The organism is Culturomica massiliensis (assembly GCF_900091655.1).
Lineage (GTDB): Bacteria > Bacteroidota > Bacteroidia > Bacteroidales > Marinifilaceae > Culturomica > Culturomica massiliensis.
This window is the reverse complement of the sequence record NZ_LT594621.1, coordinates 1,092,960-1,119,916: the sequence shown is the minus strand read 5'-3', so window position 1 is coordinate 1,119,916 and position 26,957 is coordinate 1,092,960. Positions and strand designations below refer to the sequence as shown.

Sequence of the window (26,957 nt, the reverse complement as noted above, 5' to 3'; positions counted from 1 at the left end):
GTAAATTTGCAGGTTAATTGATTTTTGGTTATGGAAGAGGATGAAGTTATTAAGATATACGGTGCCCGTGAACACAATCTGAAAAACGTGGATTTGACGATTCCGCGGAATCGTCTGACGGTGATTACCGGTTTGAGCGGAAGCGGAAAATCTTCGTTGGCATTCGATACGATTTATGCCGAAGGGCAACGCCGTTATATGGAAACTTTTTCGGCATATGCCCGTCAGTTTTTGGGAGGTATGGAACGTCCGGATGTGGATAAGATTACCGGTTTGAGTCCTGTTATTTCGATCGAGCAAAAAACGACGAATAAAAATCCGCGTTCGACAGTGGGGACGACGACGGAGGTGTATGATTTCCTGCGTTTGCTTTTTGCCCGGGCGGGTGAAGCTTATTCGTATGTGACGGGGAAACGGATGGTGAAATATACGGATGAGCAAATCATCGACCTGATTCAAAAGGATTTTGCCGGTAAGAAAATAATGTTATTAGCGCCGGTGGTAAAGGGAAGAAAAGGGCATTATAAGGATTTGTTTGAAAGTCTGCAGAAAAAAGGATTTCTGTCGGCACGTATCGACGGTGAGATCCGGGAGATTGTGCCGGGAATGGCAGTAGACCGTTATAAGATACATGATATCGAGATTGTTGTCGATAAGCTGGTGGTGGATGATGTGGACGAGAAACGCCTGAAAGGATCGGTTGCTACCGCTATGAAGCACGGTGACGGGGTGATGATGGTGCAGGAGTACGGCGGGAACGAATTGAAATATTACAGTCGTCACCTGATGTGTCCCGATACCGGTATTTCTTATAAGGAACCCGCTCCGCATTCATTTTCTTTTAATTCGCCTCACGGGGCTTGTCCGAAGTGTAAAGGCTTGGGGTATGTGACGGCGGTAGATATGAATAAAATCGTGCCGGATGATTCGCTTTCGATTTACGACGGCGGAATTTTGCCTTTGGGAAAGTATAAAAACGGTATACTTTTCTGGCAGATTGATACCGTATTGAAAAAACACGGTACGACTTTACATACGGCGATCCGGGATTTGCCGGAGGAGGCTTTAACGGACGTACTTTACGGTTATCCGGGGCAGCTCCGGCTGGAAAATAAAGAGTTGGGGGTGTCTTCCAATTCTCTTTATACTTTCGAAGGGATTATCAAATACATTACCATGCAGGAGGAGAATGCAACCTCCAAGAAAGCCAATAAATGGGCGGAACAGTTTGTTTCTGTCGTTAAATGTGATGTTTGCGACGGACAACGGCTGAACCGGGAATCGCTGCATTTCCGGATTGCGGGAAAAAATATTTCCGAGTTGGCTCAAATGGAGCTGACGGATCTTTACGAGTGGGTGTGCCGGACGGAACAGGAGCTTGGAGAAAAACAGAAACAGATTGCCGGAGAAATATTCAAAGAAATCCGTACCCGTCTGAAGTTTTTGTTGGACGTTGGTTTGGAATACCTTTCCCTCGACCGTCAGTCGATGACGCTGAGCGGTGGTGAATCGCAGCGTATCCGGTTGGCAACTCAGATCGGTTCCCAATTGGTGAATGTGTTGTATATATTGGACGAGCCCAGTATCGGTTTGCATCAGAAGGATAACCGCAAGCTGATTCATTCTTTGCAGCAGTTGAGAGATGCCGGTAACTCGGTAATCGTCGTGGAGCACGATAAGGAAATGATGGAAAAAGCGGATTATATTGTGGATATGGGACCGAAGGCAGGACGGAAAGGCGGAGAAGTGATGGCTGTCGGAACAATAGACGATATTCGCAGGAGTGACAGCCTGACGGCACAATATCTGAATGGGGTTAAAGCCATCCGGGTTCCGGAAGAAAGACGGAAAGGAAACGGAAAATATTTAAAGTTGTCCGGATGTACCGGAAATAATCTGAAAAATGTGGATGTTGAGATTCCGCTCGGAATGCTGGTAGGTGTTACCGGTGTGAGCGGAAGCGGTAAATCTTCATTGATTAACGGAACTTTACGTCCGATATTGAGTGAGAAATTCTACCGGGCGATAGAAACTCCTTTGCCTTACCGTTCAATTGAAGGTATAGAGCACGTCGATAAAGTTGTCGTGGTAGATCAGAGCCCGCTGGGACGTACTCCCCGTTCGAATCCGGCTACCTATACCGGAATCTTTGCGGATATACGGAAGATTTTCGAGAAGTTGCCGGAGTCGCAGATACGGGGATATGCTGCCGGACGTTTTTCTTTCAATATGGCCGGGGGCCGGTGTGAGGAATGTAAGGGGGCCGGTGTAAAGACGATCGAGATGAATTTCCTGCCGGATGTCTACGTACATTGTGAATCCTGCGACGGTAAACGATACAACAAAGAAACGCTGGAGATACGTTATAAGGGGAAATCGATCGGAGATGTGTTGAATATGACCATTAATCAGGCCGTAGAGTTTTTCGAAAATGTCTCTTATCTACAGCAGAAATTGAAGGTGTTGCAGGAGGTCGGGTTGGGATATATCAAATTGGGACAGCAATGTACTACGCTTAGCGGCGGTGAGTCACAACGGATCAAGCTTGCCACGGAACTTTCGAAAAAAGATACCGGAAAAACCCTCTATATCCTTGATGAACCTACTACCGGACTGCATTTCGAAGATATCAATATTCTGTTGGAAGTGATCCAGCGTTTAGTGAATAAAGGCAATAGTGTCATTGTGATCGAGCATAATCTGGATGTAATCAAAGTGGCCGATTACCTGATCGATATGGGCCCCGGAGGTGGTAAGGACGGCGGAAAGATCATAGCTACGGGTACCCCGGAAGACGTTGCCCGGGTAAAGATTTCGGAAACCGGAAAGTTTTTGAAAGAAGAATTGGGGGAGTGTCTTTGATTTACGATTTTTGATTTACGATTTACGATTTATGATTTACGATTTTTGATTTACGATTTTGGATGGAACCTGCAGATTTCAAATTACACACTGGGACGGACTCATTTGTGTAATTTCTGATGCTGATCCGGTTCATTGTCAGTCATTTCGGTTTTTTATGTTTCAGTGTGAAGAGGTATTGATGGGAAATTAAAGGTTGCAGGTTATAATTTGATATATCTTGGGGAGAAATAGAAGAATCATTTCAGATTGGTCCGATCAATCTGAAATGGTTCATATGGATTGTAAATTTTGAATTGCCCGGCAACCTGATTTTTTATCAGATTTTTAATCTAAAATCGTAAATCTGCATTAAAACGTTTTTTATGTAGATTGTCTTTTAATTTCCGGCGGTTTATTTCAGGATTCCCATTGAGTTCAGAAGTATTACAAAGATACAGATGGGAGCGACGTATTTCAGAATAAAAGCATATAGTCTGAAAAATTTAAATTTAAGACGGCCTTCGTTACTGATTTCGTCGCAGAGTATGGATTTATCCAGTCGCCAGCCGGCAAAAATACAGATCAATATACCTCCCAGGGGCAGTAATATATTGGAACTGACAAAATCGAACGTATCGAAGATCGATAGTCCGAAAAAACGGATGTTTTGCAACGGTCCGAATGAAAGAGTACAAAAGATTCCGAGCAGCCCGATGCCTGAAGTGGTGGTAATCGTCGCTTTCAGACGGCTCATTTTTTTCTCTTCAACCAGATAGGCTACGACAACTTCCATCAGAGAGATTGCCGAAGTCAGAGCGGCGAAAGTCAGCAGTATAAAAAACAGAATGGCCCAGAAATAACCCAGCGGCATACTTTGGAATACTTGGGGAAGAGTCAGGAATACAAGTCCGGGTCCGGCCTGTGGATCGATACCGAATGAAAATACCGCAGGCAGAATAGCTATTCCGGATAAAATTGCCACTAAGGTGTCTGTGGTAATAACCTGTAATGAAATGTGTGCCAGATTTTCTGTTTTCCGGATGTATGAGGCATACGTCAGCAGTACTCCCATACCGAGGGATAAGGAAAAGAAAGCCTGTCCCAATGCAGAAAGTACCGATTGTCCGGTGAGTTTACTGAAATCCGGATAGAAAAGGAATTTGAGCCCTTCGCCGGCGCCCGGTAATGTGGAAGCCCGGATGCCTAATAATATGACGATGACGAACAGTACGGGCATCATCATTTTGGTATACCGTTCTATGCCTTTTTTGACTCCGGCAACAATGATCGCACCGGTAATCACCATGAAACTTACTTGCCAGATAACGGCTTTGTAAGGGTGACTGATGAACGTATTGAACGTGTCATGGATACCTTCCGCCGTTTGGTGGTGAAAGGCTCCCGAAATGGCCAGCCAGACGTATTCCAGTGTCCAGCCGGAAACCGTACCGTAAAAAGAAAGAATGAAAGCAGCGGCTATGATCGAAAGCAATCCGAAAAGATACCATTTTGATCCCGGAGCCAAAGTTTTGAAAGTGCCGAACGCATTTTGCTGTCCCCGGCGTCCGAGGGCAAATTCACTGAGCATAATCGGCAGTCCGATAGCCAATGTAAAAAAGATGTAAATGATCAGAAAGGCACCGCCTCCGTTATTTCCTGCTTCATAAGGAAATTTCCAGATATTTCCCAACCCTACTGCTGAACCGGCTAAGGCAGCTATGGCCCCGAATTTGGAACCGAAACTATCGCGTGTTTTGTGCATGCTCAATGTCTGAATTTTTAGTTTAAGAATCTTTCAGTTGATTTTACTTTGGATGCAAAAGTAATGTTTTTGCATGAAAATGAAAATCGTTTTGTGATTTAAAATGTTATTTTTCAAATTGTTATATGATTTGTTGCAGCACTTTCAATTTGAAACTAAAATGGTAATATTACTTTCTTTTTATCGAATATAGGAAAGTTTAAAAGTGAATATAAAACATGTAATTCCAATTTTATTATCTTTGCCGGAAATAATTTAACTGATTATTATGCAGGAAAAGATACTGATATTGGATTTCGGCTCTCAGTATACGCAGTTAATTGCGAGGAGGGTTCGTGAACTGAATGTATATTGTGAAATTTATCCTTATAACAACCATCCGGCACTGGATGCTTCGGTAAAGGGAGTCATCCTTTCGGGGAGTCCTTTTTCGGTGCGGGATGAGAAAGCGCCGAAACCTGATTTATCGGCTATGAAGGGGAAGTTACCTTTGCTCGGGGTTTGTTTCGGGGCTCAGTATCTGGCTCACAATTTCGGAGGGGAGGTGAAAGCATCGAATAAGCGGGAGTACGGCCGTGCCAATTTAGCTTATATCGATCAGGAGAGTCTGCTTTTTAAAGGTATGAGCATGAATTCTCAGGTGTGGATGTCACATGGAGATACGATTGAGAAATTACCGGCGGATTGCAAGGTGATAGCCAGTACGGCAGATGTAAAGAATGCTGCTTTTAAAGTAGGACAAGAGACGACATACGGCATACAGTTTCATCCGGAAGTATATCACAGTACGGAAGGTAAATGCCTGCTGTATAATTTTGTGGTGAATATATGCGGATGTGCGCAGGATTGGACACCGGATTCGTTTGTAGAAACTACGGTAGCCGAATTGAAGCAAAAATTGGGAAATGACCGTGTCATTCTGGGATTGTCGGGAGGTGTCGATTCTACGGTAGCGGCGATGTTGTTGCACCGGGCTATCGGTAAAAACCTGACTTGTATTTTTGTGGATAACGGTTTGCTGCGGAAAGATGAATACAAGAATGTACTGGAAAATTATAAGGAACTGGGGCTGAATGTTGTGGGCTCGGAATCCGCGGATTTATTTCTCGGCCGTTTGGCCGGAGTTGCCGAACCGGAAAAGAAACGGAAAATTATCGGTAATACGTTTATAGATGTGTTCGATCAGGAGGCTTCTAAAATTAAAGATGCAAAATGGTTGGGACAGGGGACGATTTACCCGGATGTCATTGAATCTTTGTCGGTGAACGGACCGTCACAAACGATTAAGTCACACCATAATGTAGGCGGATTGCCTGATTATATGAAGTTGCAATTGGTTGAGCCTTTGCGTTTGTTATTCAAGGATGAGGTGCGCCGTGTCGGGAGAAGTCTGGGTTTGGCGGATAAATTTTTGCAGCGTCATCCGTTCCCGGGACCGGGTTTGGCGATTCGTATTTTAGGGGAGGTTACCAGGGAGAAGGTGGCTTTGTTGCAGGAAGCCGATCATGTTTTTATTTCGATGTTGCAGGAAGAAGGCTTATATGACAAGGTATGGCAGGCCGGTGTTATGTTACTGCCGGTGCAGAGTGTGGGAGTGATGGGGGATGAGCGTACCTATGAAAGTGTGGTGGCTTTACGTGCGGTGGAATCGACGGACGGGATGACTGCCGATTGGTGTCATTTGCCTTATGAATTTCTGGCCCGGGTATCTAACCGGATTATCAATAATGTCAGAGGTATCAACCGGGTTGTTTACGATATCAGCTCGAAACCGCCCGCCACAATCGAGTGGGAGTAATAATTGATGTACGATAGATAGATTTTTGAAACCAGCCGTTTGTTTTTCAGACGGCTGGTTTTAATTTATTCCGTAAAATTTTATAGTAAAAGGAGGCTTTATCGTATCTTTGCACATTCAAAATAAATGTATCCGAAATATGGAAACGATAGATATAGAGATAGGAAGATTGCGGGAGCGCTTACAGGGACAGGAGTTGAAGACGGTGATTATTCCGCATATTTCAGCTGACGGGGATGCTGTCGGGGCTTGTTCTGCTTTTTCAGAAGCCTTGCTGAAAGCCGGGTTTGACTGTCATATTCTTACCTGTGATTATTTTCCGGAGTATCTGGTTTGGTTGAAAAATATCAAGAGAGCGATTTCTTACCAGAATAAGCCGGAGGAATGTGCGCGGCTTATCGGGGATGCGGATTTGATTTTTATGCTCGATCATAATACGACAAAGCGGGAAGGTGACCTGGAGGGTTTGGTAAAGGCTGCCAAAGCGGAGAAAGTGATTATCGATCACCATCCGGGTCCGGAAGCCGTAGACTATGTTATTTCGGATGTGCGGGTTTCTTCAACTTGTGAATTGCTTTATAAAGTAATTACGGAAATATGGGGTGTGGACGTGATCGATACGGATGTTGCGAATGCGTTGTATACGGGAATTAATACGGATACAGGAGGATTGAGTCATAATTCTTCCCGTCCGCAGACGTATCGGGTGATTGCCGATTTACTGGAGCGGGGATTGGATAAGGAATCAGTGCATCATTATCTGTATCAGATGAACAAACTTTCCCGTTTGCGTCTGATCGGGAATGCCTTGCTGAATAAATTGACGGTGCATCCGGATTATCCCGTGGCACTTATTCCGATTACGCTGGAAGAATTGAATACATACAATTACCAGGACGGTGATTTGGAAGGCTTGGTGAATATTCCGCTTTCCGTAGAGAATATATATGTTTCGGTACAGATAACCCAGCGTAAAGAAAGGGTGAAATTGTCTTTCCGTTCCAAAGGGGCTATTCCTGTCAATGAATGGGCAAAGGCTCATTTTAACGGAGGCGGACATTTGAATGCTGCCGGCGGGCAGATGGATTTGCCGCTGGACGAAGTCGTAAAGCGGGTAAATGAAACGGCTGCCTGGTTTTTCGAGACTTTTGTAGGGGCTTGAATTAATTGGCAATAGCTACCGCAGGGGTCGTGACTTTCTGAAAGTCTTTCAGAATTTCCCGGGCCGTCGAATAGCCTTGTTCGTATATTTCCCGGATATGGCTCAAATCAAACATGCTGTATCTGATCATATCGTCGGGGGCTATAAAAATATCTGCCAATTTTTTGTCGATATGGGTGTTGGCTGCCAGTCCTAAATGGAAAGAACGGACGGCCATGTGTATCATATTACCTACTTTTTGCCGGCTTTCGTTTGAATTAATCTCAACGGCAATTACTTTTTCACATAAGTCCCGAATCGGTCTGACCGGTAAGTTCATAAATATACCGCCGTCAACATAAATAACTCCGTCGATTTCTATCGGAATGAAAACAATGGGAACGGAGCAGGAGGCCAGGATGCGGGGAATCAATTCTCCGCTGTTGAAGTGTACGGATTTGGCATTACTGATATCGGTTGCTGTAACTACTAACGGTGTTTGCAAGTCTTCGAAGGTTTTTGCCTTTAAGAATTTACGTAAGCCGTTTTCCATGCCGTTCATGGACATCAATCCTATTTTTGACATGGTAAACCGGGCAAAATTCAAGACTTTTTTATGAGTAAAAAATTCGATGCATTCGTCAGGGGTTTTGCCTGCAGCAATCATGGCACCGGCTAGTGCACCGGCACTGGTACCGGAAATGATATCCGGACGGATTCCGTATTCCTGCATGGCTTTGATTACCCCGAAATGTGCAAATCCCCGGGCCCCACCTCCGCTTAATGCTAATCCCAATTTGTATTTTTTGCGGTTATATTCGTTGTTTGTCTCCATAAATGCTTGTCTATTCGAGGTTTCTTTACGTAATGTGCTTACTGTTTACGGATTCGGGTATCCAATGTTAACCCCAACTTCACCGGACATTTGTAAAAATAGTTATTAATAATGGAAATGTAAAAAAAAATGCAATATTGCTGTAAAAGCCGTGGAATTAATGTCAGGTGAGATCGGATAAGTTATTTATAAAAAATAAGGACTGATTTTTCAGTCCTTATTCTTTTTAGCGAATTTCTGCCTGAAGCAGATGTTTATATGTGCCGATCAGTTTATTCATGATCTTATCGATCTGCTTGTCTGTGAGTGTTTTTTCATCATCCTGCAGGGTAAAGCTGACTGCATAGGATTTTTTGTCTGCACCCAGTTTTTCACCTTCATAGACATCGAATAAGCTTACATTTTTCAATAAATGTTTTTCCGTACGTAAAGCGATCTCTTTCACTTCTTTGAATGAGATTTTTTTGTCCAGTAGCAATGCCAGGTCACGTTTTACAGCCGGGAATTTGGGTAACGGCCGGAAGGTGATCGTATGGTTTTTCAATGTTTTCAATATATTTTCCCAGGAGAAATCGGCATAATATACGTCCTGGCCGATATCGAACGCTTTCAGTAATTTGGAGCTGACAACTCCTATCGACAATAAGTGTTTGCCGTTTTGTGAATAATCCAGACCTTCCCGGAAAATATCCTGATTGTTTTCTTCCGTCGTCAGATAATCGGATTGAAGTCCCAAACGTGATAATACCATTTCACCGTATGCTTTCAGGGTAAAGAAGTCCGAAGGTACCTCCCTGCTATTCCAGGAGGCGGTATTCTTATGGCCGGAAATAAACAAGGCGAGCCGGTTTTCTTCCTGATATTGCTTTAAATGGTTGTCTCCTTCTTTTTTATGGAAGGTATACACTTTTCCGAATTCGAATAAGCGCAAGTTATGACTTTTCCGGTTGATGTTATATGCGATGGTTTCTAAGCCCCCGAACAACAGGCTTTGCCGCATAGCGTTCAGATCGGAGCTGAGCGGGTTGAATAACATGACCGTATTTTCGGGTTTATATGTTTCTAAGCCTTCGAAATAGGCGGCCTTGGTCAGCGAGTTATTCATGATTTCATTAAAACCGTTTGCTGCCAGTAGATCTCCGATTACATTTTTAAGGCGATAATCATCCGGCTTTTCCGAATAGCTCAAGGTCGAATTTACTTTGGCCGGCACTTCGATATTGTTGAAACCGTAGATACGAAGAATGTCTTCAATGACATCCGCTTCCCGGCGTACGTCTACCCGATAGGGAGGGATAAGCAGCATTAATTTTTCGTCGTCTTCCCGTACTATTTTTATTTCAAGGGATTTCAGTATTTTTTTGATGTTTTCTTTGCCGATTTGTTTTCCGATTAACCGGTCGATGTGGGCATATTTAACTTCCACTTCAAAATCCTGTACCGGATTGGGATAAATGTCGATGATGTCCGAAGTAATTTTACCTCCGGCCAATTCCTTGATCAGCAGAGCTGCCCTTTTCAGTGCATAGATGACCAGATTGGGGTCGGTACCTCTTTCAAAGCGAAAAGACGCATCGGTGTTGATTCCGTGCCGGCGAGCGGTTTTGCGGACGAAAACGGGATCGAAGCAGGCACTTTCCAAAAAGACGTTGGTTGTCTGTTCTGTAATGCCGCTTTCAAGTCCGCCGAATACACCTGCTATACACATCGGTTCTTCGGCATTGCATACCATCAGATCGTTTTCATCCAGTTTGCGTTCTATGCCGTCCAATGTGACAAACGGAGTGCCGGTCGGGAAACTGCGTATAACAACCTTATTACCTTTTACCTTGTCCTTATCGAAGGAGTGGAGCGGTTGGCCCAGTTCGAAGAGGATAAAATTTGTAATGTCTACGATGTTGTTGATCGGATTGAGGCCGATGGCTTTGAGTCGGGTGCGCAACCATTCCGGTGATTCTTTAACCTCCACACCTTCTATACATACTCCGGCATATCTCGGACAGGCTTCCGGCCTTAATACTTCTATCGTAAGACCGGCAGTGTTGCTGTCGGGAGCAAAAGCTTCCACTGAAGGCAGGCTGTAATCGATGTCCCGGCTCTGTTTCAGATAAGCTGCCAGGTCACGGGCAACACCCAGGTGGGAAGCTCCGTCGACCCTGTTCGGGGTAATATCTATTTCGATGGCGTAGTCGGAGGTTATACCGTAGTATTCGGCAGCGGGCATACCTGTTTCGGCCGATTGAGGCAGTACGATGATGCCCTTATGATCATGGCCGATTCCGATTTCATCTTCGGCACAGATCATGCCTTCGGATTCCTGTCCCCTGATTTTGGATTTTTTGATGACAAATTCTTTATCACCATCATACAGTACCGTTCCGATTGTTGCAACGACTACTTTCTGTCCGGCAGCAACATTCGGAGCTCCGCATACGATCGGAGTCAGCCGACCGTCGCCTAAATCTACGGTTGTAATATGCAAATGGTCGGAGTCGGGGTGGGCTTCACAGGTTTTTACTTCACCGATAACCAAACCTTTCAGTCCGCCTTTTATGGATTCTATTTGTTCATATCCGGCTACTTCCAGTCCTATACTTGTCAGTATTTGGCAGATTTCTTCAACATCCAAGTCGATTTTCAGGTATTCTTTCAGCCAGTTTAAAGAAATTTTCATTTTTCAGTGGATTAATGGTTGCTTTGTTTCCGCTATGCCGGCTTGTTCCCGGTTGACGGTCGCTGCTTCCAGATTTAATGTTTATCGTGTGTTATTATTACGTGTATTTATTCAATGTATTTTCAACATTCTTTCAATGGGTAACCAAGCCCTTTGGCGGATATCTTCCGGAACTTTTACCACATATTGTTCTTTTTCGAGCGCTTCCAGGACATTTTCCAGAGTTACTTTTTTCATCTGTCCACAGATGGTTTTCGGATGAATCGGAATAAATTCCTTGTCCGGATTGTCTTTCTGTAATTTGTGAATGGTTTCTATTTCTGTGGCAATGATAAATTGTTTCTTCGGAGAAGCGGCTGCATGCCGGATCATTCCTGCCGTAGAATACATATAGGCTTGCGGAAGATTGAGGATACGGTCGTCGTGTGAACAATTGGATTCGGGATGAATCAGAATATCGGCTTCCGGATATTCCTGACTTTTGGCCAGTATCATTTCTGTGGTGATTTTTTCATGTACACAACAGTCGCCGCTCCATAGTTCCATTTGGCGTCCTGTCTTTTTCTGAATCCAGGCCCCGAGATTTTTATCCGGTACGAATAAAATCTTTTTGTCCTGCGGCAGACTTTCAACTACCTTTAAGGCATTGGCAGAGGTACAGCATATATCGGTCCAGGCTTTTACTTCAGCCGTTGTATTGACATAGCTGACGACAATACCGTCCGGATTGGCTTTTTTCCATTCCCGCAGCTCATATCCCGTCAGACTTTCTGCCAGTGAACAGCCGGCATGTTGTGCCGGAATCAGTACCGTCTTTCCGGGGGAGATGATCGAGGCTGTTTCTGCCATGAAGTGTACTCCGCAAAAGACGATGATATCTGCCGATGTTTTTCCGGCTTCCTGTGATAATCCCAGGGAGTCGCCCAGGTAGTCGGCAATGTCCTGAACTTCGGGACGGGTATAATAATGTGCCAGGATAACGGCATTCTTTTCTTTTTTCAATTGCCCGATCTTGTCGATGATCTCATTGTGTGTCATAAATCCTCCGTTTTCACCCCCAAAGATAGCAAAGAAAGGGGAAAGGTAAAAGTGTTAATTGTTTTTAATGTTCATGCTGATATCCAGTGCTGTAACAGAGTGGGTGAGGGCCCCGACACTGATAAAATCGACACCGGTGGCTGCAACTTCTTTCAGCCGTGGGATACTCATGTTTCCGGAAGCTTCCGTTTTGGCTTTTCCGGCAATGATTTTTACGGCTTCCGTCATATCGGCTGTACTCATATTGTCGAGCATAATGATGTCGGCATGAGCAGCCAGTGCTTCACGTACTTCATCCAGATTGGTCGTTTCGACTTCGATTTTTATGCCCGGAGCCAGTTTGGGTCTTACTGCGTTGACGGCATTGGTGATACCTCCGGCCACTTTGATGTGGTTGTCTTTGATCATCGACATGTCGTATAATCCCATCCGGTGGTTCGTACCGCCTCCCTGCTTTACAGCAAGTTTGTCGAGCACCCGTAGTCCCGGGGCTGTTTTGCGGGTATCCAGCAATTGGGTATGTGTTCCGGCCAGTTCTTTTACATATTTGGCTGTTTCAGTGGCAATACCGCTCATGCGTTGCAGTATGTTGAGCGAAAGGCGTTCTCCGAGCAGCAGGCAGCGGTAACTGGCTTCGATACGTAGAATAATGTCTCCTTTGCGTACTGTGTCTCCGTCTTTTACCAGAGGTTGCCATACGATATCCTTTTCAAACCGTTCGTATACACGACGAATGATTTCCAAACCGGAAATAACGCCGTCGGCTTTCATTTTCATTTCAGCAACGGCACGTGAATGGGCCGGTATAATTGCTTCTGTTGTGACGTCTCCGCTGGCGATATCTTCTTCTATAGCCAGGTCGATCAGACGATCAATCAGTTTATTATATTCCATAATTGTAATTATTTCTAAGGTTATAATTCAGGCTTTACAATGGGTTTCTACGGGAAGAGTACGTATCTCTTTACCGGTTTGCTGGACAATGTGGCAGATATAAGAATCGTCGCTTTGCGGAAAATCCTCCCGGTAATGTCCGCCACGGCTTTCTTTCCGATAGATAGCAGAACGGATAATCAACTCCGCAACCGTAATAAGATTCTGACTGGTCAGGGTGTAATATTCGTTTTGTTCTTCCGGAATTTCCCGTTTCAATTTTTCCAGTTTGTCCAATCCTTCCCGAAGCAGGGTTTCATTGCGGATGATACCGGCATGTTCGGTCATAATAATGGCAATTTCTCTTTTCAGCCGGATGTAATTTTCTGCTAAATTATCGTTGCAGTGATATACGGTCCTGAAATCGGGTACTTTCGAGGCCACAACATCCTGGCGGGCCTTTTCCACAGCCCGTTTTCCGAAAACAAGGCATTCGATCAGAGAATTGGAGGCCAGTCGATTGGCACCCATGATGCCGGAGGAAGCCAGTTCCCCGCATACGAACAGGTTTTTAATATTCGTTTGTCCGTTGATATCGGTCCGTACGCCCCCGACCGTATAATGAGCAGCCGGAGCAACCGGTATACGGTCGCACATATCGATCCCGAGTTCTTTACACTTTTCGTAGATGTTAGGGAAACGGCGTTTTACCATTTCCGGGTCCAGGTGTTTGAGTGATAACCAGACAAAGTCCTGTTTGTGTATTTGCAATTGCCGGTAAATGGATTGGGCAACGATGTCCCGCGGGGCCAGTTCTGCCAGTTCGTGTATGGCCGGCATAAAACGTTCCCCCTGTTGGTTAATGAGGTGGGCACCTTCGCCTCGTACAGCCTCGCTGACAAGAAATGCCTCTTCCGAATCGGTAGAGATAGCCGAAGGATGGAATTGAATAAATTCCATGTCGGCAATTTCACATCCCGCATTGTAGGCCAAGGCTAAGCCGTCGCCGATAGTGGTATGGGGGTTGGTTGTACGTTTATAGATGGCTGAAGTACCTCCTAAAGTCAGGAAGGTATGTTTTGATAAAAACAATTCTTCTTTTTCTGTCGTCAGGTTCCAGGAACGTACCCCGTAGCAGGATTCACCGTCTTTTAACAATCCGATTACCGAATGATTTTCGTAAATATCGATGTTCGGATTGTTGATGACCTTTCCGATCATAAAGCTGGTGACCATTCTGCCGGTTGCATCTCCGCCTGCATGTAAGATCCGTTTTTTATGATGCCCGCCTTCCAGACCCAAAGCCAGACTCCCGTCTTCCATATCGAAATGCATACCGGCATTGATCAGGTCCTGTATCCGTTGCGGTCCCTCATTGACCAGAATATTGACGGAGGGATGATCGCACAAGCCTCGGCCGGCAATAATCGTATCTTCGAAATGCAGAGCCGGGGCGTCGTCTTCGTCTGTAACCGCTGCAATACCGCCTTGGGCAAAATAGGAGTTACTCTCCGTGATACCGCATTTGGTAATCAAGGCAACTTTCCCATAAGCAGCAGCCAGATAAGCCGTGTATAAGCCCGCTAATCCGCTTCCTGCTATAATATAATCGTAATGACGCATTTTCTGAAATATGTAAATTAGTGCGAAAGTACCATTTTTTTATAAATTGCGGACGAATTCAGGTGTTTTTTTTGAAAGAGTGCTTTCGGAAAAGGGTTATTCCATTATTTTATCGTACTTTTGCAGTAAATTAATTTAAAACAGTAAGAATGATAACAAAGAATAAGGTAGTATCGGTAAGCTACGAGCTGAGAACAGAGCCGGACGGAGAGCTTCTGGAGGCTGCAGATGCCCAGAACCCCCTGGAATTTATCTGTGGACAAGGGCAGACACTGGAGTATTTTGAAATGAATCTGCTGGATAAAAAGGTAGGAGATAAGTTTGATTTCAAGATCCCCGCAGAGAATGCTTATGGTGATGTAAATGAGGATATGGTGGTGGATTTGCCGAAGGATATTTTTAAGGATGTTGAGCCGGAAGATATGGTTGTAGGTAATACTTTGCCGATGATGGATAGTATCGGTCGTCGTTTACAAGGACAAATTGTTTCCATCGGTGAAGAGGACGTACGGATCGATTTCAATCATCAGTTGGCAGGCAAAGATCTTTATTTCAGAGGAGAAGTGTTGGCTGTGAGGGAGGCTACCGAAGAAGAGCTTGAAGCCCTGAAATCACACGGTTGTAGTGGCTGTAGTGGTTGCGGATCCGAAGGGGGATGCGATTCTCACGAAGATAGTTGCGGTTGCGGAGGATGTCATTGATATTCCCGGCTATTTTCAATCTAATCGAAAATTAAAAAACGGTTGCCTGAAGCAGCCGTTTTTATTTTTGTTTCCAAATACCAATGAAGTAGGTATTGAGTAAGTTGCAGTAGATTTGGTGATTTTATTTATTATTTATCGTGAAAAGCTTGTATATATAAATATATGTTTATATATTTGTGTCGAAAATGAAATAAAGAAATGGGAACACGTTGTTTTACAAAAGAAGAGTTGGAGCGGATCGCTTATGGGTTGAAGGCTGTTGCTCATCCGAACCGATTGGCGATTATCTGTTTGTTGTCCAGAAATGAGGAGTTGAGCGTATCGGATATTTGTGAGCAAACCGGATGCAGTCAGGCATTGATTTCTCATCATCTGACGGATATGTATGCAAAAGGTATTCTGCAAATCCGGCGGGAGGGCAGAAATGCTTTCTATCGTCTGGCCGACGACCGGGTGACGAATGTCATGCGTTGTATGATGAAATGTGAGGCTGAATAGAATATAACCGGTGTAATAGGCACCGTATTTTAATGTCTTTATATATAAATGTATGTTTGAATATTAATTTAAAAATCGATAGTTATGGAAAAATTTGAAGAATTAATCAGCAGTGAAGTTCCGGTATTGGTGGATTATTATGCTACCTGGTGCGGACCGTGTAAAATGATGCATCCGGTTCTGGAAGATTTGAAGGCCCGGTTGGGAGATAAAGTGAAAATCGTCAAGCTGGATGTGGATGTTCCGGCTAACCGGCAAAGTGTTTATACGTATCAGATACAGTCGGTGCCGACATTGATGTTGTTCAGGAAGGGGCAGATGTTATGGCGGCAGAGCGGGGTGGTCCGGCTGAATGAATTACAGGGTATTGTTGAAAAGTATATTAATAATTGACAGGTATAGTTTATGAAATATGTTATTGTCGGTGGAGTTGCCGGTGGAGCTTCTGCCGCAGCCCGTTTGAGACGGCTGGATGAAACAGCGGAAATCGTATTGTTTGAAAAAGGAGAGTATATTTCTTATGCGAATTGCGGTTTGCCTTATTATATCGGAGGGGTTATCGAAGAGCGGGAACGTTTGTTCGTACAGACTCCGGAAAGTTTTTATGCCCGTTTCCGGGTGGAAGTGAGAGTCAAGTCGGAAGTGAAACGGATTGATGCAGAAGCCAAAAGGGTAACGGTTTCGGATTTGAATTCGGGTAAAACGTATGAGGAATCATACGATAAACTGATATTGTCTCCCGGAGCGGAGCCTGTAAGACCTCCTTTGGAAGGTATCGGCGAAGAAGGTATTTTTACGTTGAGAAATGTTGCGGATACGGACCGGATAAAATCGTGGGCGGATAGCCGGAATGTTCGTCGGGCTGTGGTTGTCGGAGCTGGTTTTATCGGTTTGGAAATGGCAGAAAATCTACACCGGCGGGGTATACAGGTGACTGTTGTTGAAATGGCCGACCAGGTGATGACCCCTGTTGATTTCGAAGTAGCGGCGGTTGTACACCAGCATTTTAAGGTGAAAGGGGTCGGTTTGCTTTTACAGGAGGCTGTAGCGGCTTTTCGCCGGGAGAAGGAAGGGTTGGAGGTCGTTCTGAAAAGCGGGAAGAGTTTGACGGCTGATTTGGTTATCCTTTCTATCGGGGTGCGTCCGGATGTGAGATTGGCAAAGGAGGCCGGATTGAAAATCGGAGAGTTGGGAGGTATACAGGTGAACGAATATCTACAGACTTCCCATCCGGATATATATGCTGTCGGGGATGCTGTTGAATTCCGGAATCCGGTAAGCGGGCGTTCCGGATTGTCTTTTCTGGCAGGACCGGCCAATAAACAGGGACGTATCTGTGCCGATAATGTCGTAAGCGGTAATCATCGGAAATATACAGGTTCTATCGGTACAGCCATTGCAAAAGTGTTTGATCTGACGGTCGGGACTACCGGTTTGTCGGCAAAATTACTCAGTCGGTTCGAAATACCTTTTCAGGAAGCCATCGTACATGCCGGTTCACATGCCGGATATTATCCCGGGGCCATTCCGATGACTCTGAAAATTAATTTTTCTCCCGAAAACGGCCGTTTGCTGGGGGCTCAGGTCGTCGGTTATGAAGGAGCAGACAAGCGTTTGGAAATGATGGCAGCCGTGCTTCGTTCCGGCGGGACGATATACGATCTGGCCGAACTGGAGCATGCTTATGCGCCTCCTTTTTCTTCGGCGAAGGATCCGGTAAATATGATCGGGTTTGTTGCCGATAATTTATTGTCGGGTATTGTAAAGAGTATAGGCTGGAAGGAGTTGCAGACTATGGATAAAAGCCGGATCACCCTGATTAATGTGTGTTCCGAAGAAGAGTGTGCCCTAAATACAATTGAAGGGGCTGTCAATATTCCTTTACCTGAGTTAAGGGAACGGTTGGGTGGAGTTCCGGCTGATAAACCGGTCGTGGTGTTTTGTGCCGTCGGTTTACGGGGATATATTGCTTCCCGGATTTTGAAGCAGCGGGGATATGAGGTATATAATCTGACAGGTGGCTTGAAGACTTATGAAGCGGTAACGGCGATACAGAACAATGTGATTTCGGAACAGGGAGCGGAAGAAAAAGACAGTTTATCTCCTGAAAATGTAAAAGGTGAACGAAAAATGGTGTTGGATGCCTGCGGATTACAATGTCCGGGGCCGGTTATGAGGTTGAAGAGCAGCATGGAGCAATTGGTTGCCGGAGAGCAATTGGAAATTACCGCTACGGATGCCGGTTTTGCCAAAGATGTGCAATCCTGGGCCCGGATGACAGGAAACCGCTTGGTGGAACTGAGACAGGACAAAGGTGTGATAACGGCTTTGCTGGAGAAGAAAGGGGGAGAGTCTCCGGTAATTTCTCCATCTGGCGGAGACGGTAAAACGATTGTCGTTTTCAGTGATAGCCTGGACAAGGCGCTGGCCTCTTTTGTCATTGCGAACGGTGCGGCTGCAACCGGCCGTAAAGTGACTATGTTTTTTACGTTCTGGGGATTGAATGTGATTAAACGAAAACCCGATGTCCCGGTGAAAAAAGATAGTTTGGGAAAGATGTTCGGTATGATGTTGCCGTCGGGCAGCCGGAAGTTGAAGCTTTCTAAAATGAATATGGGAGGATTGGGATCGCGGATGATGCGGAATATTATGGGGCGGAAAAATATAGACTCTCTGGAAAGTCTGATACAGCAGGCTCAAAAGAATGGCATTGAATTTATTGCCTGTCAGATGTCGATGGATGTGATGGGGATAAAAGCAGAGGAATTGTTGGAAGGTGTACGGATTGGCGGTGTGGCGACCTATTTGGAACGGGCGGAGGAGTCTAACGTGAATCTTTTCATTTGATCGAAATAATATCGGGGTGCAACTTTACGCCGGAAGGGGCGTAAAATAGAGTCAGTAATTGACTCTAAACCCCGAAATTATGATACATGAACTTCATCCTGTTACCGATACGTTCGATTTGGTTATCCGGATTGTGATCATTGTCGCAGGAGCTATTCTTATTTATTTTTTAATCAATAAATGTCTGGCCTGGCTGATCTGGAAAATAGCAGGAAAGACCAAAAATAAATGGGAGAATATCATCTACGAACAACGTTCTTTCAGTAAGCTGGCCTATCTTGTACCTCCGATTGCCGCCTATGTTCTTTTGAACTATGTTACCTGGGAATATACCTATGTATTGCGGCGGTTGATCGATATCTGGATGGTGGTGGCCGCCATGCTTATTTTTAATACTTTGCTGAATACGATCAATAAGATATACGAGAGTTATCCCATAGCTAAAAATCGTCCGATTACCGTATTTATCCAGGTATTGAAGATTTTTGTTTATTCTGTCGTTGCTGTGGTGGTTATCAGTATTATGGTCAATAAGTCGCCCGAGCATTTGATAGTCGGGTTAGGTGCTTTTGCGGCAGTATTGATGTTGATATTCAAAGACTCGATCCTGGGGTTTGTTGCAGGCGTACAATTGTTAGCGAATAAAATGGTCCGGATCGGGGACTGGATCGTGATGCCCAGTAACAATGCCAACGGGGAAGTGCTCGAAATCAATCTGTATACCGTAAAAGTACAGAACTGGGATATGACGATATCGACTATTCCGACTTATCAATTGGTTTCCCAGTCTTTTATCAATTGGCGAGGAATGCAGGAATCGAACGGGCGCCGTATTGAACGTTATATCAGTATAGATATCAGTACGGTACATTTTTTGTCTAAAGAGGAAGTCGACACTTTTCGTACTTCCGATTATTTGAAAGAGTATATCGAGAAGATGCTTGCAACATTGCAGCAGGTGAATAAGGATAAAGGGACGGTGCTCGACGAACGTAAACTGACGAATCTGGGCATATTCAGACAATATATGGAACTATGGCTGGAGGCCAATCCGGATATCAATAACGATATGACGCATATGGTGCGGCAATTACAGCCTACGGCTACCGGTATTCCGGTTGAGATTTATTGTTTTTCACTTAAGCAGGAGTGGGTGGCGTATGAAAAGGTACAATCGGATATTTTTGACCATGTATTGGCGGTTATTCCTCATTTTAATCTGAAAGTATTTCAATATCCTACAAATATATATACGCCGGTAAATAATTAATATACAGTGTTGTGTCTGATTTTGGGTTTTGGGTTTCTGATTTCCGTTTAGAAAGTCGCAGGGCTGTGAAGCTGGTCTGATTTTAGATTTTAAAATGTAAATTTTAAATTGTTTTATTGTGAAATGACCGGCAGAAAGGAATTTCTTGTTTGAAATTGAAAATAGTAAATACGATTGTGGAAAATTATTTCCGGTTTTCAATTTGTTGTGCTAATTTTGAAGGCTAAAATAATTAGGATGGCTCAGGAAAAGGTAAGATTGTGGGATAGGTTGAAATACAAATACAAGCTTTCTATCCAAAACGAAACTTCTTATGAAGAAGTTTTCAGAATGCGTTTGTCTCAGTTACATGTGTTGATGGCTTTGAGTGTATTAGCCGTCGTGTTGGTTACTTTAACGACCTTACTGATTGCTTTTACCGGTTTGAAAGAATTTATTCCCGGATATCCGAGCGGGAATATGCGTAGGATGATTACGGAAAATGCTTTGCGGGTTGATTCACTGGAGACGGAATTGGGAAAGCGGGAGCGGTTTTTAAAGTCCCTGCAATCGGTGCTGAAAGGGGAAGAAATAGCTTATACGGAAGCAAAAAACGATACGTTGAAAATGAATTACGATACCATCCAGTTCAATATCAGTCAGGAAGAGCATAATTTCAGGACAGAAATAGAGGAACGGGAGCGGTTTAATCTGACAGTAGGAAAGACTAAGACAGACAATCACGAATATTATCATTTTTTTCCGCCGGTGGAAGGCATCGTCAGCAGGGGTTTTGATGAAAAAAGCAGGCATTTTGGAACGGATATTGTTGCAAAGGCAAATTCGAAAGTTTCTACGATTGCGGATGGAGTTGTTATTTTGACGGATTGGACGATAAAAACGGGAAATGTGATACAGGTACAACATTCCAATAACCTGGTATCGGTGTACAAGCATAATTCGACTTTACTGAAAAAGCAGGGAGATTATGTGCGTGCGGGAGAAGTTATCGCTATTGTCGGAAATACCGGGGAAGAGACGACCGGTCCGCATTTGCATTTTGAGTTGTGGCGTGCCGGTAATCCTCTGAATCCGGAGAATTTTATCCAATTTAAATAGGTGTTTCCGTTTGATATTGATGAATATGAAAAGAATAGCAATATTAGGGTCTACCGGATCTATAGGGACTCAAACTTTACAGGTCATCGGGGCGAATCCGGAATTATTCTGTGCGGAAGTATTGACGGCCAATGAGAATGTCGGTTTATTGATCGAACAGGCGTTAAAATTCAAACCGAATATGGTGGTTATCGCCAATGAGGCTAAGTATTCGGAACTGAAAGAGGCATTGAAGGAGGAAGATATCAAGGTTTATGCCGGTAAAGATGCACTGGCCCAGGTGGTTGCTGCGGGAACCGTGGATATGGTTGTAACGGCTACGGTCGGTTATAGCGGCTTGTTACCGACGGTAAATGCGATTAAGGCCGGGAAGGTTATCGCTTTGGCCAATAAGGAAACTCTGGTGGTTGCCGGGGAATTGATAAATGATTTGATACGGCAGTACAGGACGTCGATTATTCCGGTGGATTCGGAACATTCCGCAATTTTTCAATGCTTGGCCGGAGAAGGTAATAATCCGTTGGAAAAGATTATTTTGACGGCTTCCGGGGGGCCGTTCCGGGGATGGTCTTACGAGGCTTTGAAAGATGTGACTCCGGCAGATGCTTTAAAACATCCGAATTGGAATATGGGAGCCAAGGTTACTATCGATTCCGCATCCATGATGAATAAGGGATTCGAGGTGATTGAAGCCAAATGGTTGTTCGGTGTTGATCCGGACCGGATAGAGGTGGTTGTACATCCGCAATCCATTGTACATTCGATGGTACAGTTCGGTGACGGTAGTATAAAGGCTCAACTCGGGGTGCCGGATATGCGCTTACCTATCCAGTATGCATTAACCTATCCCGATCGCATTCATTCGGATTTTGGCCGGGTAGATTTTACCCGATGTCATTCGTTGACATTTGAAGAACCCGACCGAAAAACGTTCCGTAATCTTGATTTGGCTTACCGGGCGATGCAAAAGGGAGGAAATATGCCGTGTATATTGAATGCTGCCAACGAAATTGCCGTAAATGCTTTTTTACACGGGCATCTGTCTTTTACGGGCATGTCGGATCTGATCGAATATGTTATGGAGAGAGGAAATTATATGGTAAAACCTGTATTGGACGATTATGTAGCTACAGACCGGGAAATCCGGATTGTGGCCGAAGAGTGGGTGAGGACTAACGGAAAGTAATCAGAAAGAGGGAATATTATGGATATATTTATAAAGATATTGCAGTTTGTTTTAAGCTTGTCGATTTTGGTTTTATTTCACGAATTCGGACATTTCATGTTCGCAAAGTTATTTAAGACCCGGGTCGAAAAGTTTTATATGTTTTTCAACCCCTGGTTTTCTTTGTTTAAATTTAAGAAGGGGGGGACGGAATACGGTATGGGGTGGCTTCCCTTGGGGGGATATGTCAAAATTGCGGGTATGATCGATGAGTCGATGGATACGGAACAGATGAAGAAACCGGCTCAACCCTGGGAATTCCGTTCCAAACCGGCCTGGCAGCGTTTGCTGATTATGCTGGGAGGGGTAATCGTGAATGTGGTGTTGGCATTTGTGATTTATAGTATGGTTTTATTTACCTGGGGAGAAACGTATCTGCCTGCGGAGAATGTCAAATACGGGGTCGTGTGTGATACTGTTTTTTACGATATGGGGATGCGTAACGGAGATATTGTGGTTGCGATGGATGGAAAGAAAGTGGAACGTTTTTCCGATATTGTTCCGGATATGTTGCTCAATACGCCGAAAACCGTTCAGGTAAAACGGGATGGCGAACTGATCGATCTGCAAGTGCCTGAATCTTTTGTAGCCCAGCTGTTGGCTATGTCTACGCAAAATTATAAAACCCGTTTTTTGGAGCCCCGGAAATTGATGGACAGTACTTATGTGGGTGATTTTGCAGACTATTCCGTGGCCTATGACGCCGGGATACGCAAAGGAGATAAGATATTGGCTGTGAACGACCAGAGTTTCCGGTTTTATGACGAATTCACCAACTATCTGGCGGCTCATTCCGATAGCAAGGTAAAGACAACCGTCTTACGGGGGAAAGATACCTTGAATTTTGCCTTCGATCTGGGATACGAGGGAAAATTCGGTATTTATTTCGGATCGACGGAGGTACCGGAACTGGCCGTTCATGAGTATTCTTTTTTAGAGGCTATACCTGCCGGAATCGACCGGGGAACGGAGACGCTGGGTTCTTATCTGAAGCAACTCAAGCTATTGTTTTCGCCCCATGTAGAAGCTTATAAATCGGTCGGTGGGATGATGATGCTCGGTAGTATATTTCCCGGGGTGTGGAATTGGCAGATATTTTGGGAATTGACAGCCTTAATTTCCATTATGCTGGCTGTTGTAAATGTGTTGCCTATACCGGCACTGGACGGAGGTCATGTTTTGTTTTTGTTATATGAGATGGTCACAAGGCGTAAGCCGGGAGAAAAATTTATGGAGTATGCTCAACTTGCGGGTATGGCTGTTTTGCTCGGACTTTTTATTTTGGCGAATGTGAACGATTTTGTAAGGTTTTTCGGATAACGGTTATATAAAAATGAATAAGAAAGTAAAAGAATTCAGGGAATACCGGGAGAAAATGAATGAAAAAATCCTGGCTGCCGATAATAAGGTGATTAAACGGATTTATAATATCGATACGAATACGTATGTGGACGGAGCTTTGCCGGCGAAGGTGAAGGAGATGCTGGGGCTGGCGACCTCCATGGTGTTGCGTTGTGATGATTGTATCAAATATCATTTGGAAAAATGTTTTGAGTTAGGGGTGACGACCCCCGAGCTGTTTGAGATATTCTCGGTAGCTAATTTAGTCGGAGGAACTATTGTTATTCCTCATACCCGTCGGGCTGTGGAATATTGGGAAGCATTATCGGAAGATAAGACGGAAGAAAACTGATGTGACATGAGATTGTTTGTATTGATAGGATTTTGCTGGCTGGCAACGTCTGTTTTTGCTCAGGAAGAAAAAATAAAATGGCTGACGCTGGAAGAGGCTGAAAGGCAGTATGCGAAAGAGCCCAGGCCGATGATTATCGATATTTATACCGATTGGTGCGGATGGTGTAAGCATATGGACAAGACGACTTATGGCCAGCCGACCATTGTTTCGTTTATCAACCGGTATTTTTATCCTGTGAAAATAAATGCAGAATCGGCGGATACGATGCAATTCCGGGGAAAAATATATCCGCCTTTGAAAAACGGTGAACGTTACATCAGCAGTTTGGCTGCCGAAATGTTAAAAGGAAAGATGTCTTATCCGACGACGGTTTTTTTGTATGATAAGGAAAATGTCAATATTGTTGTACCGGGGTACCTGGATGTTGCCAAAATGGAGGCTTTCCTGATTTATTTTACAGAGAATGCTTATTTTTCTACGAATATCAATGATTTCATCGTTGATTTCGAGCAGGTTTTCACACCGGGAAAAGAGATGCAGGAGAACCGGCCGGAACCCTATTGGACTTCCTTTCAGGATTTAGAGAATAAACAGAAAGCAGAAAATAAGAAAGTGTTGCTTTATTTGTCTGCTCCCTGGAGTAATTCTTCGAAAATGATGGAGCAACTGGTTTTTCCCGATTCGACTTTTTCCTCTATTGCTCAAAAATATTATTATTGTTTGCATCTGGATGTGTTGTCGCAGGATACCCTGACATTTATGACTCATCGTTTTGCCAATGCCGGTAAGGAAAATAATAATTTGCACCAGTTAGCGATAGCTTTGAGTGATAAAATATTGCGGGTGCCGAGTATCTATATTTTCGATGAGGAGGGAAAATTGATGGAAAGTCTGTATTTTTATCTGGACAGGGGGAAGGGGGATATGATATTGGATTATATCGGGAGCGATACTTATAAAAATATGACATGGACCGATTATGTAAAGATGAAAAGTAAAGAAGGTTTTTAATCGGTTTTCAATTCAGACTCTTGTTTTACGATCGGTGTTTTTTTGTTTGGATCGGATTTATCGGTTTAATTTATAGGGTATTAGAGTATGTTGTTACGGTTTGTATTGACATTCATTTGTCTGTGGGGACTATCCGGATTTGCCGAAGGACAGCAACATTATCGGATTGTTTCTTACAATGTGGAAAATTTATTCGATATTCAGGATGATCCGGATACACGGGATGAAGATTTTACTCCTTTCGGGAGGTTGCATTGGAACCAGGAAAAATATACGGATAAACTGTTGAAGCTGGCTGAAGTTGTAAAGGCCGTCGGAGAAGGTGAGTTTCCGGTTTTTATCGGTTTGTGTGAAGTGGAGAACCGGCGTGTGTTGGAAGATCTGACTCAAAAGACCGGACTGACTGAAGGCGGATATGGAATTGTACACCGGGATTCCCCCGATGCAAGGGGAATAGATGTGGCTTTTCTATATCGGAAAGCACTGTTCCGGGTGATAGACGAGGAATTTTTGCCGATCCCTTTTTCGCCGGAGGAAGAAGTATTTACCCGTGATATTTTGTATGTTTCCGGGATATTGGAGCAGGATACCTTGCATTTTATGGTTTGTCATTTCCCTTCGATGTCCGGAGGGGAAGCCGGGAGCGAATGGAAAAGGAAACGGGCGGCAGCCGTAGTAAAGGAAAAAGTCGGTGAATTACAGTCGAAGAATCCGGAAGCTGCTATTGTTATTATGGGAGATTTGAATGGTAAAGCCGATCGGCCGGCTCAAACGGTTGTATTGGATACAAAGGATTCCGGGACGGAGCAAATTCAATCCGGACATTTGTATAATACCGGTTATTATTTATTGAATCAGGGATACGGCAGTTATAAATACAAGGGAACCTGGCAAACGATAGATCATATTATTGTTTCCGGGGCGTTGCTGAATGGAAATCATGTTTTACAAACCGACCCGAAATTGCAGGTATTTAATCCCCGTTTTTTGTTGGAGGAAGATAAAACCTATTATGGTTTCAAGCCTTTCCGGACTTATCTGGGGCCCCGTTATCACGGAGGATATAGCGATCATCTGCCGATTTATCTCGATTTGAAACGGGAATAAATAACCATTTTTTCACTGGATCGGATTTTTATTTTATCGGTTTAAAATAAGGAGAGTTGTCCGTCTGCCAAAGGTTGATAGAATTGCATTTGAGTAGCTATCCCTAATTTTCCACAGAAGTCGAAAAAAACATCGGATAGTTCTCTGTAATGGGAACTGTAACAGGCATATTGATCACCGAAATGTTTTTGATATTCGGCTTTCACTCCGGGAAAATTTTTGTCCAGAGCCGAATAAAAATATTCCCGGGAACCTTTTCGGAGAGTTACGCCGAACATCGGCAGGATGTACGATGCTCCGGAATCTTTTGCCCGGTGAATGATTGTCTGGATATTTTCTTTTGTATCGTTGATAAAGGGGAGTATCGGCATCAGTGTTACACCGGTGTAGATGCCTTTATGGGCTAAGAGTTCCATCGCCTTAAAACGTTCTGACGTTTTCGGTGCCAGCGGTTCTATCTGTGAGGAAAGGGTGTCGGTTGCAGAGGTAATTGTAAAGCTTGCTGCAACATATATTTTTGCGATCTCTTGCAATATATCCGAATCCCGTTCTACCAGACTACTTTTGGTTAGGATATGGACCGGAAATTTTTCGGTTGCTATGAGTTGAAGTGCTTTGCGTACAAATTGTAATTCTTTTTCAACCGGCATGTAGGGATCGTTCATCGATCCGGTGCCTATTGTAGCTTTGTTTTTCCGTTTGGCATATAACTCTTTTTTTAATAGTTCCAGTGCATTTTGCTTAACGGATATTTGTGATATGTCTCCTATTTTGTAACAGTCACTCCGGGTATCACAATATATACACCCATGCTGGCATCCCCTATATAGATTCATGTTATAGGTGATGCCAAACCAGGTATCCGGTCCTTTTAACCTGGACAGGATGGATTTTGCTTCAATGTATTGCATCG

General features: G+C 44.1%; 21 protein-coding genes. 14 read left to right on the top strand and 7 right to left on the bottom strand.

The features are described 5' to 3' along the window. Positions 1-30 precede the first annotated feature (30 nt). Positions 31-2,862, top strand: coding sequence for an excinuclease ABC subunit UvrA (gene uvrA / locus BN8908_RS05880; protein WP_021988893.1), 2,832 nt, complete (start codon positions 31-33; stop codon positions 2,860-2,862). A 394-nt stretch (positions 2,863-3,256) separates the two neighbouring features. Here uvrA and BN8908_RS05875 read toward each other — a convergent pair whose 3' ends face one another. Then, the gene (locus BN8908_RS05875) at positions 3,257-4,606 is read right to left on the bottom strand and encodes a sodium-dependent transporter (RefSeq protein ID WP_068689621.1); all 1,350 of its coding nucleotides are present in this window, start codon (positions 4,604-4,606) and stop codon (positions 3,257-3,259) included. A 268-nt stretch (positions 4,607-4,874) separates the two neighbouring features. On the opposite strand from BN8908_RS05875, the gene guaA reads away from it, so the two are divergent. Both guaA and BN8908_RS05865 read left to right on the top strand, forming a co-directional pair. Further along, entirely contained in the window at positions 4,875-6,404 is a 1,530-nt protein-coding gene (gene guaA, locus BN8908_RS05870; protein WP_021988891.1) for a glutamine-hydrolyzing GMP synthase, read from the top strand. Positions 6,405-6,543: 139 nt separating this feature from the next. Next, positions 6,544-7,566, top strand: a complete 1,023-nt coding sequence (locus BN8908_RS05865; protein WP_068689619.1) for a DHH family phosphoesterase — start codon at positions 6,544-6,546, stop codon at positions 7,564-7,566. 1 nt (position 7,567) lies between these two features. Here the strand turns inward: BN8908_RS05865 and BN8908_RS05860 are convergent, their stop codons facing one another. The 5 genes from BN8908_RS05860 to nadB all read right to left on the bottom strand — a co-directional run bounded on the left by BN8908_RS05860 (position 7,568) and on the right by nadB (position 14,588). Further along, on the bottom strand, positions 7,568-8,380 hold the full coding sequence (locus BN8908_RS05860; protein WP_068689617.1) for a patatin-like phospholipase family protein: 813 nt from the start codon (positions 8,378-8,380) through the stop codon (positions 7,568-7,570). A gap of 226 nt (positions 8,381-8,606) precedes the next feature. Beyond that, positions 8,607-11,054: a phenylalanine--tRNA ligase subunit beta gene (pheT, locus tag BN8908_RS05855; RefSeq protein ID WP_068689615.1), complete on the bottom strand. Its 2,448-nt coding sequence runs from the start codon at positions 11,052-11,054 to the stop codon at positions 8,607-8,609. Positions 11,055-11,165: 111 nt separating this feature from the next. After that, a complete protein-coding gene (nadA, locus tag BN8908_RS05850) occupies positions 11,166-12,092 on the bottom strand; it encodes a quinolinate synthase NadA (protein ID WP_068689613.1) in 927 nt (308 codons plus the stop codon). 54 nt (positions 12,093-12,146) lie between these two features. Beyond that, positions 12,147-12,986 carry a carboxylating nicotinate-nucleotide diphosphorylase gene (gene nadC / locus BN8908_RS05845; RefSeq protein ID WP_021988886.1) on the bottom strand — a complete coding sequence of 280 codons (840 nt, stop codon included), beginning with the start codon at positions 12,984-12,986 and terminating at the stop codon, positions 12,147-12,149. Between the two features lie 27 nt (positions 12,987-13,013). Next, entirely contained in the window at positions 13,014-14,588 is a 1,575-nt protein-coding gene (gene nadB / locus BN8908_RS05840; RefSeq protein ID WP_021988885.1) for an L-aspartate oxidase, read from the bottom strand. Between the two features lie 149 nt (positions 14,589-14,737). On the opposite strand from nadB, the gene BN8908_RS05835 reads away from it, so the two are divergent. The 11 genes from BN8908_RS05835 (at position 14,738) to BN8908_RS05785 (ending at position 26,044) form a co-directional block, all read left to right on the top strand. Next, positions 14,738-15,289: an FKBP-type peptidyl-prolyl cis-trans isomerase gene (locus BN8908_RS05835; RefSeq protein WP_021988884.1), complete on the top strand. Its 552-nt coding sequence runs from the start codon at positions 14,738-14,740 to the stop codon at positions 15,287-15,289. Between the two features lie 201 nt (positions 15,290-15,490). Continuing rightward, positions 15,491-15,790, top strand: coding sequence for an ArsR/SmtB family transcription factor (locus tag BN8908_RS05830; RefSeq protein WP_021988883.1), 300 nt, complete (start codon positions 15,491-15,493; stop codon positions 15,788-15,790). An 84-nt stretch (positions 15,791-15,874) separates the two neighbouring features. Further along, the gene (gene trxA / locus BN8908_RS05825) at positions 15,875-16,183 is read left to right on the top strand and encodes a thioredoxin (protein WP_021988882.1); all 309 of its coding nucleotides are present in this window, start codon (positions 15,875-15,877) and stop codon (positions 16,181-16,183) included. A 12-nt stretch (positions 16,184-16,195) separates the two neighbouring features. Next, a complete protein-coding gene (locus BN8908_RS05820) occupies positions 16,196-18,637 on the top strand; it encodes an FAD-dependent oxidoreductase (protein ID WP_021988881.1) in 2,442 nt (813 codons plus the stop codon). A gap of 79 nt (positions 18,638-18,716) precedes the next feature. Beyond that, the gene (locus BN8908_RS05815) at positions 18,717-19,907 is read left to right on the top strand and encodes a mechanosensitive ion channel family protein (protein WP_021988880.1); all 1,191 of its coding nucleotides are present in this window, start codon (positions 18,717-18,719) and stop codon (positions 19,905-19,907) included. A gap of 237 nt (positions 19,908-20,144) precedes the next feature. After that, positions 20,145-21,005, top strand: a complete 861-nt coding sequence (locus tag BN8908_RS05810) for a M23 family metallopeptidase (protein WP_021988879.1) — start codon at positions 20,145-20,147, stop codon at positions 21,003-21,005. A 25-nt stretch (positions 21,006-21,030) separates the two neighbouring features. After that, positions 21,031-22,191: a 1-deoxy-D-xylulose-5-phosphate reductoisomerase gene (locus BN8908_RS05805; RefSeq protein WP_118773130.1), complete on the top strand. Its 1,161-nt coding sequence runs from the start codon at positions 21,031-21,033 to the stop codon at positions 22,189-22,191. Positions 22,192-22,209: 18 nt separating this feature from the next. After that, positions 22,210-23,550 carry an RIP metalloprotease RseP gene (gene rseP, locus BN8908_RS05800; RefSeq protein ID WP_021988877.1) on the top strand — a complete coding sequence of 447 codons (1,341 nt, stop codon included), beginning with the start codon at positions 22,210-22,212 and terminating at the stop codon, positions 23,548-23,550. Positions 23,551-23,563: 13 nt separating this feature from the next. After that, on the top strand, positions 23,564-23,923 hold the full coding sequence (locus tag BN8908_RS05795; protein WP_021988876.1) for a carboxymuconolactone decarboxylase family protein: 360 nt from the start codon (positions 23,564-23,566) through the stop codon (positions 23,921-23,923). A 6-nt stretch (positions 23,924-23,929) separates the two neighbouring features. Further along, the gene (locus BN8908_RS05790) at positions 23,930-24,937 is read left to right on the top strand and encodes a thioredoxin family protein (RefSeq protein ID WP_068689608.1); all 1,008 of its coding nucleotides are present in this window, start codon (positions 23,930-23,932) and stop codon (positions 24,935-24,937) included. A gap of 87 nt (positions 24,938-25,024) precedes the next feature. Beyond that, a complete protein-coding gene (locus BN8908_RS05785) occupies positions 25,025-26,044 on the top strand; it encodes an endonuclease/exonuclease/phosphatase family protein (protein WP_068689606.1) in 1,020 nt (339 codons plus the stop codon). 41 nt (positions 26,045-26,085) lie between these two features. On the opposite strand, the gene BN8908_RS05780 is transcribed toward BN8908_RS05785, so the two are convergent. Continuing rightward, positions 26,086-26,955, bottom strand: coding sequence for an SPL family radical SAM protein (locus BN8908_RS05780; protein ID WP_068689604.1), 870 nt, complete (start codon positions 26,953-26,955; stop codon positions 26,086-26,088). Positions 26,956-26,957 lie beyond the last annotated feature (2 nt).